The 12,702-nt window shown below is 37.2% G+C and carries 12 protein-coding genes; all 12 read right to left on the bottom strand.

Annotation, left to right across the window (positions count from 1 at the left end):
• Nucleotides 1-1,872 (bottom strand): DUF5710 domain-containing protein (locus tag AACS90_RS14575; protein WP_241538302.1); only part of this gene is annotated, 1,872 nt, incomplete at its 3' end.
• Nucleotides 1,873-1,897: 25 nt separating this feature from the next.
• The gene (locus AACS90_RS14570; RefSeq protein WP_099123171.1) at nt 1,898-3,826 is read right to left on the bottom strand and encodes a type IV secretory system conjugative DNA transfer family protein; all 1,929 of its coding nucleotides are present in this window, start codon (nt 3,824-3,826) and stop codon (nt 1,898-1,900) included.
• Nucleotides 3,789-4,823, bottom strand: a complete 1,035-nt coding sequence (gene virB11, locus AACS90_RS14565; RefSeq protein WP_099123170.1) for a P-type DNA transfer ATPase VirB11 — start codon at nt 4,821-4,823, stop codon at nt 3,789-3,791. Before virB11 ends, AACS90_RS14570 begins: the two co-directional genes overlap by 38 nt.
• Nucleotides 4,801-6,024: a type IV secretion system protein VirB10 gene (virB10, locus tag AACS90_RS14560; RefSeq protein ID WP_099123169.1), complete on the bottom strand. Its 1,224-nt coding sequence runs from the start codon at nt 6,022-6,024 to the stop codon at nt 4,801-4,803. The genes virB11 and virB10 overlap by 23 nt, the downstream gene beginning before the upstream one ends.
• Nucleotides 6,024-6,845 carry a P-type conjugative transfer protein VirB9 gene (gene virB9 / locus AACS90_RS14555; protein ID WP_099123168.1) on the bottom strand — a complete coding sequence of 274 codons (822 nt, stop codon included), beginning with the start codon at nt 6,843-6,845 and terminating at the stop codon, nt 6,024-6,026. Before virB9 ends, virB10 begins: the two co-directional genes overlap by 1 nt.
• Nucleotides 6,846-6,850: 5 nt before the next feature.
• Nucleotides 6,851-7,600 (bottom strand): virB8 family protein, encoded by a 750-nt coding sequence (locus AACS90_RS14550; protein WP_099123167.1) that lies wholly within the window; start codon nt 7,598-7,600, stop codon nt 6,851-6,853.
• Nucleotides 7,590-7,805: a hypothetical protein gene (locus AACS90_RS14545; RefSeq protein WP_099123166.1), complete on the bottom strand. Its 216-nt coding sequence runs from the start codon at nt 7,803-7,805 to the stop codon at nt 7,590-7,592. Before AACS90_RS14545 ends, AACS90_RS14550 begins: the two co-directional genes overlap by 11 nt.
• 147 nt (nt 7,806-7,952) lie before the next feature.
• Nucleotides 7,953-8,969, bottom strand: coding sequence for a type IV secretion system protein (locus AACS90_RS14540; RefSeq protein ID WP_099123165.1), 1,017 nt, complete (start codon nt 8,967-8,969; stop codon nt 7,953-7,955).
• Between the two features lie 9 nt (nt 8,970-8,978).
• Nucleotides 8,979-9,221: an EexN family lipoprotein gene (locus tag AACS90_RS14535; protein ID WP_153043689.1), complete on the bottom strand. Its 243-nt coding sequence runs from the start codon at nt 9,219-9,221 to the stop codon at nt 8,979-8,981.
• Nucleotides 9,222-9,238: 17 nt separating this feature from the next.
• Nucleotides 9,239-9,907 carry a type IV secretion system protein gene (locus AACS90_RS14530; protein WP_099123164.1) on the bottom strand — a complete coding sequence of 223 codons (669 nt, stop codon included), beginning with the start codon at nt 9,905-9,907 and terminating at the stop codon, nt 9,239-9,241.
• Between the two features lie 23 nt (nt 9,908-9,930).
• Nucleotides 9,931-12,387 (bottom strand): VirB4 family type IV secretion/conjugal transfer ATPase, encoded by a 2,457-nt coding sequence (locus AACS90_RS14525; RefSeq protein ID WP_099123163.1) that lies wholly within the window; start codon nt 12,385-12,387, stop codon nt 9,931-9,933.
• The gene (locus AACS90_RS14520) at nt 12,384-12,701 is read right to left on the bottom strand and encodes a type IV secretion system protein VirB3 (RefSeq protein WP_099123162.1); all 318 of its coding nucleotides are present in this window, start codon (nt 12,699-12,701) and stop codon (nt 12,384-12,386) included. Before AACS90_RS14520 ends, AACS90_RS14525 begins: the two co-directional genes overlap by 4 nt.
• Between the last annotated feature and the right edge of the window lies 1 nt (nt 12,702).

Genomic DNA, 12,702 nt, shown 5'->3' with positions numbered 1-12,702 from the left:
CAGCTTCTGTTCAAGCTGCTTTTGCTCCTGTTCAAGCCGTTTCTGCTCCTGTTCAAATCGCTTCTGCTCGTTTTCTTTCATCCAGTCATCAAACATGGCCTGTGCTTCTGCATCAAACAGCTGGATAGATTCATCTGGTATCAACGGTTCAGGGTGTACACGCTCAAATTTTGCCTGCTTCGGCTCAGGTGCTGCTTGTGTCTGCTGACTGGCGGCTTGCTCCTGTTCAAGTTGCTTCAGCTTCTGTTCAAGCTGCTTTTGCTCCTGTTCAAGCCGTTTCTGCTCCTGTTCAAATCGCTTCTGTTCGTTTTCTTTCATCCAGTCATCAAACATGGCTTGTGCTTCTGCATCAAACAGCTGGATAGATTCATCTGGTATCAACGGTTCAGGGTGTACACGCTCAAATTTTGCCTGCTTCGGCTCAGGTACTGCTTGTGTCTGCTGACTGGCGGCTTGCTCCTCTCCGGGGCGTACATTCTCAGATTCTGCCTGCTTCGGTTCAGGTGCTGCTTGCGTCTGCTGGCTGGCGGCCTGCTCCTCTCCGGGGCGTATATTCTCAGATTCTGCCTGTTGAGGCTCAGGCACTGCTTCTACCTTTATCTGATTATTTTTGTATTGCACCTTTAAAGCGGCATTCATTTCTTTTTCAAAATCTTCAGTAATTATAGGTGCAGTTTGTATATATTGTTTTTCATTGTCATTCATCATTTCAGCCTTTTTTATATATTTATCAATACCGCTTTCTATTTGAATTCTAATGGCATCGAATCCTCTTGATTGGTGAAGATCATTAAAATCAGTGAAACCTTTATCTTTTTCCTCTTTTGTAAACTCAGGTAATATATAAATTCCGTCAGTAACTTTAGCTCCTTCTTTAGCCTTAATTTCACCAGTGTTTTTTTCTTTTGAGTGATCATTATCCCCACAAAAAATATGAAGACTATTGGGATATGAATTTTTTAACTTATCGCCTACACGTGGTAAATTTCCGGCATCAACTGCCATTACTACGGGCATATTTATTGATTGGCTTATGCTTGCTGCTGTTGAATATCCTTCCGCATAAAATATAGGCTCCCCGTCTTTTAATTCACCGCCTACAATAAAAAAACTTCCAGATTTTTGACCATCCTTTTTTAATGATTTAAACCCACTTTCATTAATTCTTTGGAGTGTTTTTATTTCCCCTTCTTCATTTTGTAATGGTATTACAAGATTGTTTTTTTTATCAATCTTAACACCCGGATATGCTTTAACCCCTTTTTTCTCTAAATATTCATGATTATTATCAGCATCGGGCATTAAAGAGTAAACTTGAGTAATTCTCTTGCTAATATGTGCATACTTTTTCTGTTTCTCTTCCTCTCTTTCCAATTTTTTTTGCGCCAATGTCGCTCGCATATAGGATTTTTCGCCTTCACTTAATGAATTGCCTGTTGAAACCCATTTCACGGCACTATCATGTTTACGGTAATCCAGATACCAACCTGCGGGAACGCCATCCAGATAACCTACGTAGACCCCGGTTTTTTGTCCTTTTTTATCTTCGGTTGTTTTAACTCTCTGCTTTGTTCCATCCATTACAGGCAAACCATCTAATTCGAAACCTTCCGCTTCTAATATTTCTCCGAACTCAACCACAGGATTATTTTTGACATTAGTCGTATTTTTATATTGGTCGGGAAGCCATTTTTTAAGTTTGTTTAAATCTGCTCCCGGCTTTGCATACCAATACTTTGATTTTTTATCAAAATGTATAGCGTTTTCTCCGTTTTTTAATTTTCCAGCTGCTTTTTTTGCTTCGCTTCTTTCTTCATAACTGATGTCTAAAAATGTATTCTTAGTTGCTAAATTTTTTTCATTCTTACTCATTGAATTACTCCTTTAAATAGCATTTTTAAGCGGCATCTAAACCAGAGAAAAATTGATTTACTAAATCATCCATTGCGGTATCAGAGATATCTCCTTTAGGTATTTCAATTTTTGAAAAATCACAACTAAAATCATTAAGATTAAGTTTGTCTATATTTTCTACGTCAATTAAATTTATTGGTCTTTCTGATATTTCTTGAGTTATTGTGCCAAGTTTTTCAACCTGATTATTAGAAAATGTCACTTTCCCTTTTTGTCTATTTTGGGGGTCTATTAATGGAACGATGGGAGATGAAAATTTAACCCCGTCTCTACCATTACCCCTTAAAGAAAAGGTATTATCTTTATACCAAGTGATTTTTGAGCACAAAATAGGAGGGCAATCTTCCAATAAAATAATTTCTTTAGCTTTACCTATTTGCCTAACTTCTTGAGGCATAAGCAAAGCCCGACCTGTATCACTGGAATTTTCAGATCTACTACTTTTTCCTATCAATGAACGGCTCAAAGATTTTGATTTTACTGTTTTAGTACCTAAAGTTTCGGATATTTCTTTCGCAACCTTAATGTTTTTAGGTGCAAAAACAATTTGTAATGCGTGGTTGTCAATAAAGGTTTCGGCGGCATCATGACCATATACTTCTCTAATTTGTGCCGGGCTTTGAATTATTGGTAACATTCTAAGGCCATAACCTGCAATATAGCTTATTCCTTTAGATAATACTCCAATTTTTCCAATCGCGGTGAATTCATCCATAACTAAGAGAGCTTGATATTTTAGTTCTGGGTTCTTCTCTGGTAATTCTCTTGTATTCAAGTCTATTACTTGTTGAAAGAATAAATTAATTAAAGGTGCCAATCTTTCTAAATCATCTGGAGTAATCCCAATGTATATAGACATTCTTTTTTTACGTAACTCACGTAAATCAAAATCGTTATAACTAGTTACGGCATCAATTACAGGGTTATAAAATAATTCTAACGCCGAAGTAAAACCTTTGCGAACAGAGCCGCGAGTTTTATCCGGTGTATCAAGATATTCTTTTAAAGCTAAATAACATTCATCTGATAATGGGGTATCTGATTCTTGTCTTGTCTCTACTATTTCTTCTAGTCGTTCATCTCCCATTGTTAATTGACGCAAAGCCTCTCCCATTGTCACGGGTAGTTCTTCAGTTTCAATTAAATACAGAATAAGACCAAGCCAAAGAGAACGGGCGGAAGATTGCCAGATAGGAGCCTCATTTTCTATTTTAGGGAAGATCATTTGACCGATTTTCTGAATGTCATTTATACGAAAATTAGCGTCATCAGAAATATAAAATAATGGGTTCCAGCGATGTGATCGATAATCTCTTGGTGCTAGATTTAATAAAATACATTCTTGACCATGACGCGATCTAAAGCCGGATGTAATATCCCAGTTTTCTTGCTTTATATCTAATACAACTACGCTATCTTTCCATGATAATAAATTAGGAATTACAATGCTGATGCCTTTTCCTGAGCGAGTAGGTGCAGCCATTAATACATGCTGTGAACCTGTAAATATTAGGTATTGCATGAAAAGCCCTAAAAATCCTTTTTTTACTCCAACTATAACTCCATCATCACTAAATAGCCCTGCTTCACGTATTTCTTTAGTATTGGCCCATCTAGCATTACCATGTAAGGCTGTTTTTTTAGGTATAAAAGGTAAAGCGAAAGGTAAGCCTGCAATAATAAAACCGAAAATCGAACAACCAATTAACCATAACTTAGTTTTAGGAATATCTCCGTAATAATACCAATATTGATATAAAGTTAGGGGGGAGGCGTCTCGCGCCTCATATCCGTTACCCTCCAAAAATAAAGCTCCACCAATCCATATGGCAGCAATTATATATATAAATGGCATACAGATTAATAATATAATTTTAAGCAACCATAAGGCGCTGCTTGTATTCAGGGTCATAATATATCTCCGAAATATATCTTTTTCCTTGATGATTTTGAAATTGAACAATTACATCAATGCAACTAAAAAGAAGTTGCTTTATATCTTCTCGTGACATAGTTCCGCCACTTTGACTTTCTTTTATAAATAGTACTAATTGTTCAATTGCCATTCTTGGATTAGTGCCGTGCATTGAAGTAATTGAGCCGGGATGACCACTATTAACATTTCTCAAATAATAAAATGCCTCATCTCCTCGTATTAATTCAGCCACAAAAATACGATCAGGTTTCATCCTTAATGAACTTTCTAATAAATGTTGTTGTGTTAGGTTTTGTGCTATTCCTTGTCCTCCGGCGCTATAAAAAAGAGGAACAACATTACTATGTGTCTGATAAAGTTTTAATTCATCTACGTTCTCAATGGTAATCAAACGTTCATAATCAGGCACCAATTGCAGTAATGAGCGCATAAATGTTGTTTTACCAGAACCTGTCGCGCCAGAAACAATAATATTTTGACGGAATTTGATAGCAAGAGATAAGAATTTTTTAAATTCTCTGGCTTTTTTCAATTCTAATAACTCTTTTTCAAAATCACGCAACCCTGTTACATCAGTTACTATCTGATCAAATGCACCGTTCCGCTCATAATCATCAAGCGTTATGATTACATCAGAAGGCTTACGGATAGTTAAACTATAGCGACCTTGTAAAGTTGCCGGAGGTCTAACTATCTGTATACGTTCACCATATGGCAATGTCGCGGATATGATGGGATGACGTTCATCAAATGATTGTCCTGAATATGTCGCTATTAGCTTAGAAATATCCTCACACGTTTCTAGACTTAAATTTGATACGCTGTGAAATTGCCAACCTTTGGAGCTTTCCGTGATAACTTCTCCGGGCTTATTAATAACAATTTCGGTTACACCATCTTCATTAATAAAGGGCTGGAGTACCCGAAGGTACTCCAATAATGCAGCTGAATTAGTAGGTAGCTTTGAGGTCATAAACCCCCCTGAAATCAAGATCACGAGCAACAAATATAGAGATACTGTCACCTTGATTTTTAAGTAATGTTGGAGGGATATTGATTGAATTTTCTAACGCTATTCCTGCCATATCTTTAGTAGATTCGGCAGTATTACCAAAATTCAATTGTGTTCTACTACCTTTATTAGCCTTATTCACGACATAAGACCCGATGTCACCGATAGTGCTTAGCATAATGGCGCTGCCAAAACGTTCCCAAAAATGAGTATCTACAAACCCATCTAACCCCGAACGACCTAAAGCATCCGTACCCGGTGAATCTAGCTTAACTAAAACGCCTTTAGGTGTTTCTATGCGTGTCCAAAGAACAAAGATTCTTGCTTGTCCTTTCTGCATACCTCCTTGATATTGACCGACAATTTTTGAACCTTTCTCAAGAAGTAATACTTTTTTATCGGTACTATAAACATCATCGGTAAGACGGCAGGCAGTCATTCCTGGAACATCGCTACTTAATGCAGTTTCAAGAGAACAATTTAAAAATGAGCCTTGAGTTATAAAGTAACTTCTATCAAGTAAAAGACTTGCACGACTGCCATCTATTGTCGTACTTTTTAGCTTATTAGATAAGCTGTCTGCTCGGTCAGAGTTAGAGAGTAAACTAGAGCTACCGCCAGAATCTCCCTGATTCCGCAGTTGCTCTAACCTTTTTTCTAAGGCTGATATTTCTTCGTTAGAAGACGAAGATCCAGATTGTCCATTGGTAGTACGCACATTACCGAAAGCTAGTAGAGTTTTAGTGCGCTTGCGTTCTTCTGGCGTTTGTTCGCGTGAGCCATTTTCATAATTTGTATGACTTATTGGGTTAGGTGGAGGTGGAGGCGCAATTAATCCTGTGTCTAATATTACCTCTTGTTGTTGAATTTCTTCTTTAGCCGGTGGTGGTGGTGGTGGTGGCAAAGAAGGCGCAGGCCCTAATAAGTTAACAACACCAGAATCATTAGTTGATGCTGTGGAGCGTTCTTCTTCTTCATCCCCTTTAAATCCGCCATTAACGGCAATTAATGCTAAAAGCACTAATGTAGCAACTACACCTAATATGATTTTTTGTCCTATACTGCCTGACGCGCCTTTTTTCCTATTTTTGGAAATAGAGGGCATTCCGCGATCTGCTGAATTTTCTTCATCATGCTCTAAATCTTCACGGTTTTTAGCCATTATTCACCCCCTCTAATTACTCGTTTCACGCCCGGCGATGTTGTTCCGTTGGTATTTATTATTCCGTGTGGGCTATATGACTCATTAAAAATATTGACTACATAATGCCCCTTACGAAGAACAAATTTAGCCGCCACTTTTTCGACTATCATTGTGTCAGTGCTATCTGCGTCCATAGTTGGATTTAAGAGGGTTTCCGAGCCGTCATCATGTTTGATATAAACGGCAGGAATAGAAGAGTTTCCAGAGAATTTAAAATAGGTAAAACGTCCGTCATCATAGGCTTGCCACGGTGATATTTCACGTGAACCAAATACCCAATAATTCCAGTTAGTCCATGCGTTTGGATTTTTCTCATTTAATCGCAGTTTTAATTTGCGTGAATTTTCTTCAAATTGTTGCAATTTGGCTTCATCTTGTGGATAGCGAAAATTCACCTGAAAAAACATCTCACTAGTTCTTTTATTCGTTTCTACTGCTGATAACTCAAAAGTATAAACTCGGCGATCAGTGAGAACGGTCATATTAGTTGCTGCTTTTTCTCCCGTTGGCTTAATAAAAATATGGTTGGCGACAGGTGCAACCTCCCAAGCGTCCGGGTCTCCCATTGCTATATTAGTAACATTTTCTCCGGGAGCGAATTGAATATTTGTTGAATATCCATAATGACCGACTAATTTCACTACTTGTTCTTGGTTGTATGAAATAAACTTAACCCGCTTGTCATAAACTCCACCTTTAGGAATTTCAAGAGCAAAGGCTGAAGAAGATAAAAGACCAATAACTAATGATGCAGATAATATTTTTTTATTAAATGTCATTTTTATTATCCTCCTTCTTGGTCTTTTCTATAGTCAATGACTTGGAAGCCAACAGGGTTAATCAAGCGATCATCAACCTTGATAGGTTCTTTACTATAAACAAAGGAAATAGTAGCTGACCAATGAGTTACTATTGGTCTTTCACCATTTCGACTTACAGTTGCGGTATAACGGACTAAAGCTGTATAAACTTTTTTCCCGTCTTTATTTTTTTCGCCTTTTTCTGGTTCGGAATTACCTTTACCATTTAAATAAGTGATTGCCGGATTTACTTTTATATCTACTTCAGCATTTTCTCCATAGATATTAACAGGGGCATTAGGGTTTAGTTTTGGGTTTGTATAATCAGCATATTGTTTCTGGATAGCATAACTAGAAAACATACCTACTTGTTGACGATCATCCTCGCGCGTATTCCAGTGATAGCCTTCCCTGTGATTTATATATTTAGCTAACCAATACCGCCGCATAATCATCTCTGTTTCTTCGTCCATGTTTTTCAAATTACTGACAACCTCTGTTTCTCCTGTAGTGTCATTAACTCTGACAATAGAATATTCAATTGTTTTTAATGGCATCATTGCAGCTATTCCTACCGCTTCCAGCCCTGCAATTACAGCGACTGCCCAAAATGCGCCCCATGCTCTACGAGTAGATTTTTTTTCCTGAAAAGCAATTGAGTTATCCCACGATTTAGCTTCGCTAAAATAATCTCTATCGGTAACTTTTTTTTCTTTATCCAATTTAGTGATCATTAGCAAACTCCTTTAGTTCCATAACTTGTTTTTTATTAACTTCTTTGTATTTAGAACTTGCAGCGTTTATTTGTTCTTGGGTAATCATTTTGGGGTTAATAGGAACCATTCCGCGACCATCGTTTACAGCTTCGCGTGGAGGTGGGGGGTTAACACATCCCCCTAAGAGCAAAACAATTACAATGCTTATTATTTCTTTTTTCATGTTTTATTCTCGCTATCGGATTTGGCATTTTAGATAATCAAAATATACTATATTGATTATCTAAATACAATATTTTGGTGAGGGGTTTTCACCCCTCTATTGCTTTGTAGGTAGTTTTTGAACAATGAGAATCTATCCTTGTATTTTTTATCCCTGAGCTACGGAGTTTCCACTACCAAAACGTTTTTGATAGGAAGCATAAGCAGTTTTTGCACCACGGTAAGGCGCAGTTATAGCTTGCTTAGTCGTGTTGTATTCGCGGTTAACTGTTTGAGCACCTTTTTTCATTGATGACGGACGCAAGGCATTCATTGCTGCGCCAAAGGCTCCCTGAGTTGCCAAAGCAACGCCGCCGCCAAGAGCAGAAGCAACGGCTGGAACTTGTCTCACAATTAAAATACAAAGAGCAAAAACAAGACATAACATAGTTGCATCGCCGAGGTTAGCCATGTCAGCCGCATCTATTTCGGTTGGAGCAATCCGGGTGATGTAGGTATCAGCCAGAGAGATCATTAAAGTACCTATTGATGCCGATAACACTAATAAAATCCCAAAATTGCATATCATGCCTAACCATGCCTCAAAAAATCTTTGAGTAGTGTTAAACAGCAAACCAATAATAAACAAAGGCCCGATACCAAGCAGAATAGTAGTCATAAATTTCGACAGTAAGACCAAAAACGCCACAAATAACGTTAACCCACAACCTACAACTAGAACGATTAAAGCAATTAGGTATAAACCGAAATTACCATTCATTACCCCGCCTTTTTCCCACGCAGCTTTAGCTACGTTAAATACTTTGGTAAAAAGCGCATCTAGAGTATTGGCTGTCGTCCCCGTAGTCCCTGAAACAACCGCAGAAATGTGTTCAGGGCCTTTTTGCAGGGCATTTACAACAATATCCATATATGTACCTGCTGTTAGACCTAATGTTAATATTCCTCCAATACGAAGAATGCGAAAAACACCGTCCTGTAAAGGCTCTTGTACTCGTGAAAAAAGCATTAAGTAGCCCCACATGACGATCCATAAAATCATCATGCTTGTAAACAATGGTGTAGCGTATCCAATCACTTTACCTATTGTCTCAGTAATATAATTAGATAACGCTGCATCAATGTTTGCAAAAATACGGTTAAATAAATTAGTTCCCGTATCCATTGCTCCCCCTTACCAATCTGTTTTTCGCAATGAACCACTAGATAATTTACTTTCAGCAGCAAGCGCATTCTTACAATTTGGTGCTTCGCTAAGTTCTCCCGGATTATCATTACAACTATTGATGGTTTCTTTTCGCTCTGCATCATTTTTTGTAAACCACTCCACAGATTTAGTTTCTGTTTTATCAAAACATCCCGAAAGTAAACCTATTAGCCCTATAAATAATATTTTTCTTGTACACGAATAAAACATGTATAAATCTCCTTTTATTACCAATTAACAGACCGTAATGCGCCGCCAGATTCAATAGCCATTTGCTTTATTTGTTGCTGGAATAAAGCATCTTCTGATTGCGCTTTTTGTTGAAGAATTTGGAGTTTAGCAACTTCATTTTGTAAAAATGCCTGTTCAGCTCCAATTCTTGCATTTAGATCTAATGCTGATTTTGGGTCTTTTACTAAATTAACCTGACTTACTAAGCCTGAAATTTCTTTAAATCTAGATTGAGCTTCATTTAGCGATCTAGAAGCCTGAGCTGAATAAGTAGCGGCATTATTACCTGATATATCATATAATCGTCCAACATCCCTAGACAATTTATAATCATCAGAGGACTTCAAGCCGCTATTACGCAATATACTATTAACATTAAGATTTTTTAGAGAATCAACGTTATATTGTGAGTTTATTATTCCTGCTAACCTGCGCCTGCCGTTTAACGATTCAAATTGTTTTATTTGTTGTTCATATTGCTTACCCATTTCCGTTAACTGCATTTTTAGCTGTTCAATTTGCTCTACATATTTAATCATGTTTTGTACCTGATTAATCGTAGCCGTTGCATCAGCAACAACACTAACTGGAATACCAGCAATGGAATAAATGGGGCTTATAGCTACGGATAGAGATAAAATTATTGCTAATTTTTTTATTTTCATCAAATAACTCCCCGGAGGTAAATTTAAGCTGAAACACGCTGTTTATAAAATTCAGGTAACCAAATTTTGGGATTTTCTCCTACCTGTTGCCTAATACGTTCTAATAACTCTACATTATCAGCAGTTCCTGAAATAACAGCTAATTCATCGCTGAAGCCGTCTAAATCTAATTGAGCAACAACAGAGTTGTGCCCTTTTTTTATCAGAAACCTCCTAGAGCCGGGTAACATTTCAGTTTTTATTAATTCATATTCTCTTTCTGTTAATTTAAAACCTTGTATATGGTCTTCCCTGTCAGCTTTAGGATTAGGCATAAAGATCATTGTCTCACATTGTTCTATGATGCTATGGCTGATTGGTGATTTTAGAACGTCTTTAGCTGATTGAGTGCCAAACACCATAATACCATTTAATTTACGAATGGTTTTAAGTCCATTTTGTGCAAAATCTTCAAAATATTTATCTAATAACAATTTCCAAAATTCATCCATGAAAACCATTATTCGACGTCCGTCTATTATTTGTATAATGCGATGAAATAAATACATTATTAGCGGAGTTCTGATTTCTTCATTGTCGAGAAAATCAGTTACATCAAATCCAAACATGGTATTTTTTCCGAAGTTAATTTGATCTTCTTCGTTGTCAAAAACCCATGCTAACGTTCCATCACCACACCATTTAGCTAATCTCGCGTGAACTCCATTAGGGTCTGTAGGGTCTAAAAAAGATAAGCATTGTGAAATTCGGCGTAAGTGTTGAGGTAAACGCATAACACCACGTATCGCCTTGCTTATCTCATTTTCTTGTGAAGTAGAAAAAACACCTCCGGCACATTTTTTCAATATCATTTCTAGAAGTTGATAGGCATCTTCCGATGGTTCAAGTTGAAACGGATTACAACCTGTCTTTATCCCATTTTTAAACGGGAAATATGTTCCTCCCTCTGCTCTGACGTAAATTTCTAACCCGCGATCTTTATCGAAAATAATCTGAGTTGGGTTGAATTTTTTACTTTGAGCCATAAGAAAACCTTGCGTAACAGTTTTACCTGATCCCGATGGCCCTATAATTAATGTATTACCAAGAGCCTTATTTTCTTCTTTAGATTCTTTGATGCTATTAGCTCCGTACTCTGCCTCTAACTGAGCAATTTTTTTAGCTTTTGCTGAACTCAATGCGCTGTGGAAATTGAAATAGTAAGGCGCACCGGAAGAAGTTTTAAATAACGTTACTGATGGCCCCCATTGGTTTCCTGTTCTGTTTCCTGTTGGGTAATTGTGAAAAGATGAAAAGCCAGAAAAATTTTTTGAACTTATAGGCGCTGGGCGCGCACGATATTGAAAATTTCCGGGCAGCATTGACCAATAAGCAGCCCCTAAAGCCCAATCTTCACGCGAAACTACCATACTACTATCCGCTAACTCTGCTTTAGCCGCAGATAAGTTCTTTTTCAAACTATGTACATCATTAGCTAATATGGTTAAAGCTAAATGATGCTCACCAAAAACAAAACGACCTGCTGTTAAATCATCTAATGCGTCATCTATATTGTTTATTTGTGTAGTAGATAAATCCCCCGCATTTTTCATTCTACGCTGGTGACGTTGTAATAATTCTATTCCGACTGGTTTACTCAAAAAATTAAATGATTGCGTCAAAATCAATGGGAAAGGAGCGGATAGAAAAGCGTTGATTAGCCCGGCTTCCGTACTTTCTGGATATTCGCTAATACTTAATATTGCACCTATGGTGCTTTCTGTAACCCCCCGAATTTCGAAAGCATCTTCACCAAAAAATGGCCTTGTATAAGGTAATGCTTCTGATAATATTTTTTTTGGTAATGCTCGTGGCGTCCATTCTAAATTTATTAGGAAAGATAAAAACTCTAAGACTTCTGAATGCTTAATTCCCTTTCGATCATAACACCCTAATACCCTTGCACCGTAATCAGATAGACCGCTGGTTACATTTGATACAATATCGTGAATTTGTTCTAAGGCTTCATATTGGGCGCGTTTAATAACCTCGTGATTTTTTTCGAAGCGTTGAAGAAATTTAACACCGGGTAAAGTTGTTGAACGGTAGCAAACAGTTAAATAAAGCTCATTTACCATCATATTATTTTTTTCAATATGATTTTTATATTTGTTATTTAGCTGCTCAGAAAAACTTTCTTGTTCGAATTCTCCATTTGGAAATGTATTTTCTTCTCGGCGAATAGTATTCGTCCAAATGGCAACATTAGGGGCCGCAATATTTTTTAATAAATTATTTAATTGTTCTTTCCAGTTGATAACATCATCAGGATCTGCGCTTTCATGCGCCCGACCTTCAATTTTTATGACTTGAAGATAATCTCCTCCAGTTGTTTTAATTGTATTTTCATCAAGTTGAACTAAATAAGGTATAAATTCAGAAACCGAATTCTCTTTCATCCACTGGCGAAATTTGTTCGATTTAATAGTTGATTTATTCATTCTGGCATTTTCCGCTTGTTACGAGTATTAATAAGAGGTGTTGCTGTTGCAGCACCCCAATAACGCCATCCTATAGAGCGGCATTTTGTTGAAAGCCACAGAGTAAGTAATCTAAAAAAACGTGGGTCTTTCAAACAAATCAAATAGCAAACGCCATGCATAGGAACATATAGAGGTAAAAACCAAATACTATTTGTAGCTAAAAAAGCGATTCCTACAGTAGACATACAAATGATAATTGCCTCATATGTCACGCCCCACACAAGAGAAGGGCGTGTGGCACCTGCAAAAAGAATATCTTTTCCTGATGCCATG

The sequence above is a fragment of the Xenorhabdus sp. KK7.4 genome, assembly GCF_963876465.1.
Lineage (GTDB): Bacteria > Pseudomonadota > Gammaproteobacteria > Enterobacterales > Enterobacteriaceae > Xenorhabdus > Xenorhabdus stockiae.
The sequence above is the reverse complement of the archived record's forward strand: the minus strand, read 5'-3'. Positions and strand labels throughout refer to the sequence as shown.

Excerpts from the sequence above, each read along its gene's own strand:
- AACS90_RS14570 (WP_099123171.1), bottom strand. The coding sequence starts at position 3,826 with ATGACCCTGAATACAAGCAGCGCCTTATGGTTGCTTAAAATTATATTA.
- virB11 (WP_099123170.1), bottom strand. The coding sequence starts at position 4,823 with ATGACCTCAAAGCTACCTACTAATTCAGCTGCATTATTGGAGTACCTT.
- virB10 (WP_099123169.1), bottom strand. The coding sequence starts at position 6,024 with ATGGCTAAAAACCGTGAAGATTTAGAGCATGATGAAGAAAATTCAGCA.
- virB9 (WP_099123168.1), bottom strand. The coding sequence starts at position 6,845 with ATGACATTTAATAAAAAAATATTATCTGCATCATTAGTTATTGGTCTT.
- AACS90_RS14550 (WP_099123167.1), bottom strand. The coding sequence starts at position 7,600 with ATGATCACTAAATTGGATAAAGAAAAAAAAGTTACCGATAGAGATTAT.
- AACS90_RS14545 (WP_099123166.1), bottom strand. The coding sequence starts at position 7,805 with ATGAAAAAAGAAATAATAAGCATTGTAATTGTTTTGCTCTTAGGGGGA.
- AACS90_RS14540 (WP_099123165.1), bottom strand. The coding sequence starts at position 8,969 with ATGGATACGGGAACTAATTTATTTAACCGTATTTTTGCAAACATTGAT.
- AACS90_RS14535 (WP_153043689.1), bottom strand. The coding sequence starts at position 9,221 with ATGTTTTATTCGTGTACAAGAAAAATATTATTTATAGGGCTAATAGGT.
- AACS90_RS14530 (WP_099123164.1), bottom strand. The coding sequence starts at position 9,907 with ATGAAAATAAAAAAATTAGCAATAATTTTATCTCTATCCGTAGCTATA.
- AACS90_RS14525 (WP_099123163.1), bottom strand. The coding sequence starts at position 12,387 with ATGAATAAATCAACTATTAAATCGAACAAATTTCGCCAGTGGATGAAA.
- AACS90_RS14520 (WP_099123162.1), bottom strand. The coding sequence starts at position 12,701 with ATGGCATCAGGAAAAGATATTCTTTTTGCAGGTGCCACACGCCCTTCT.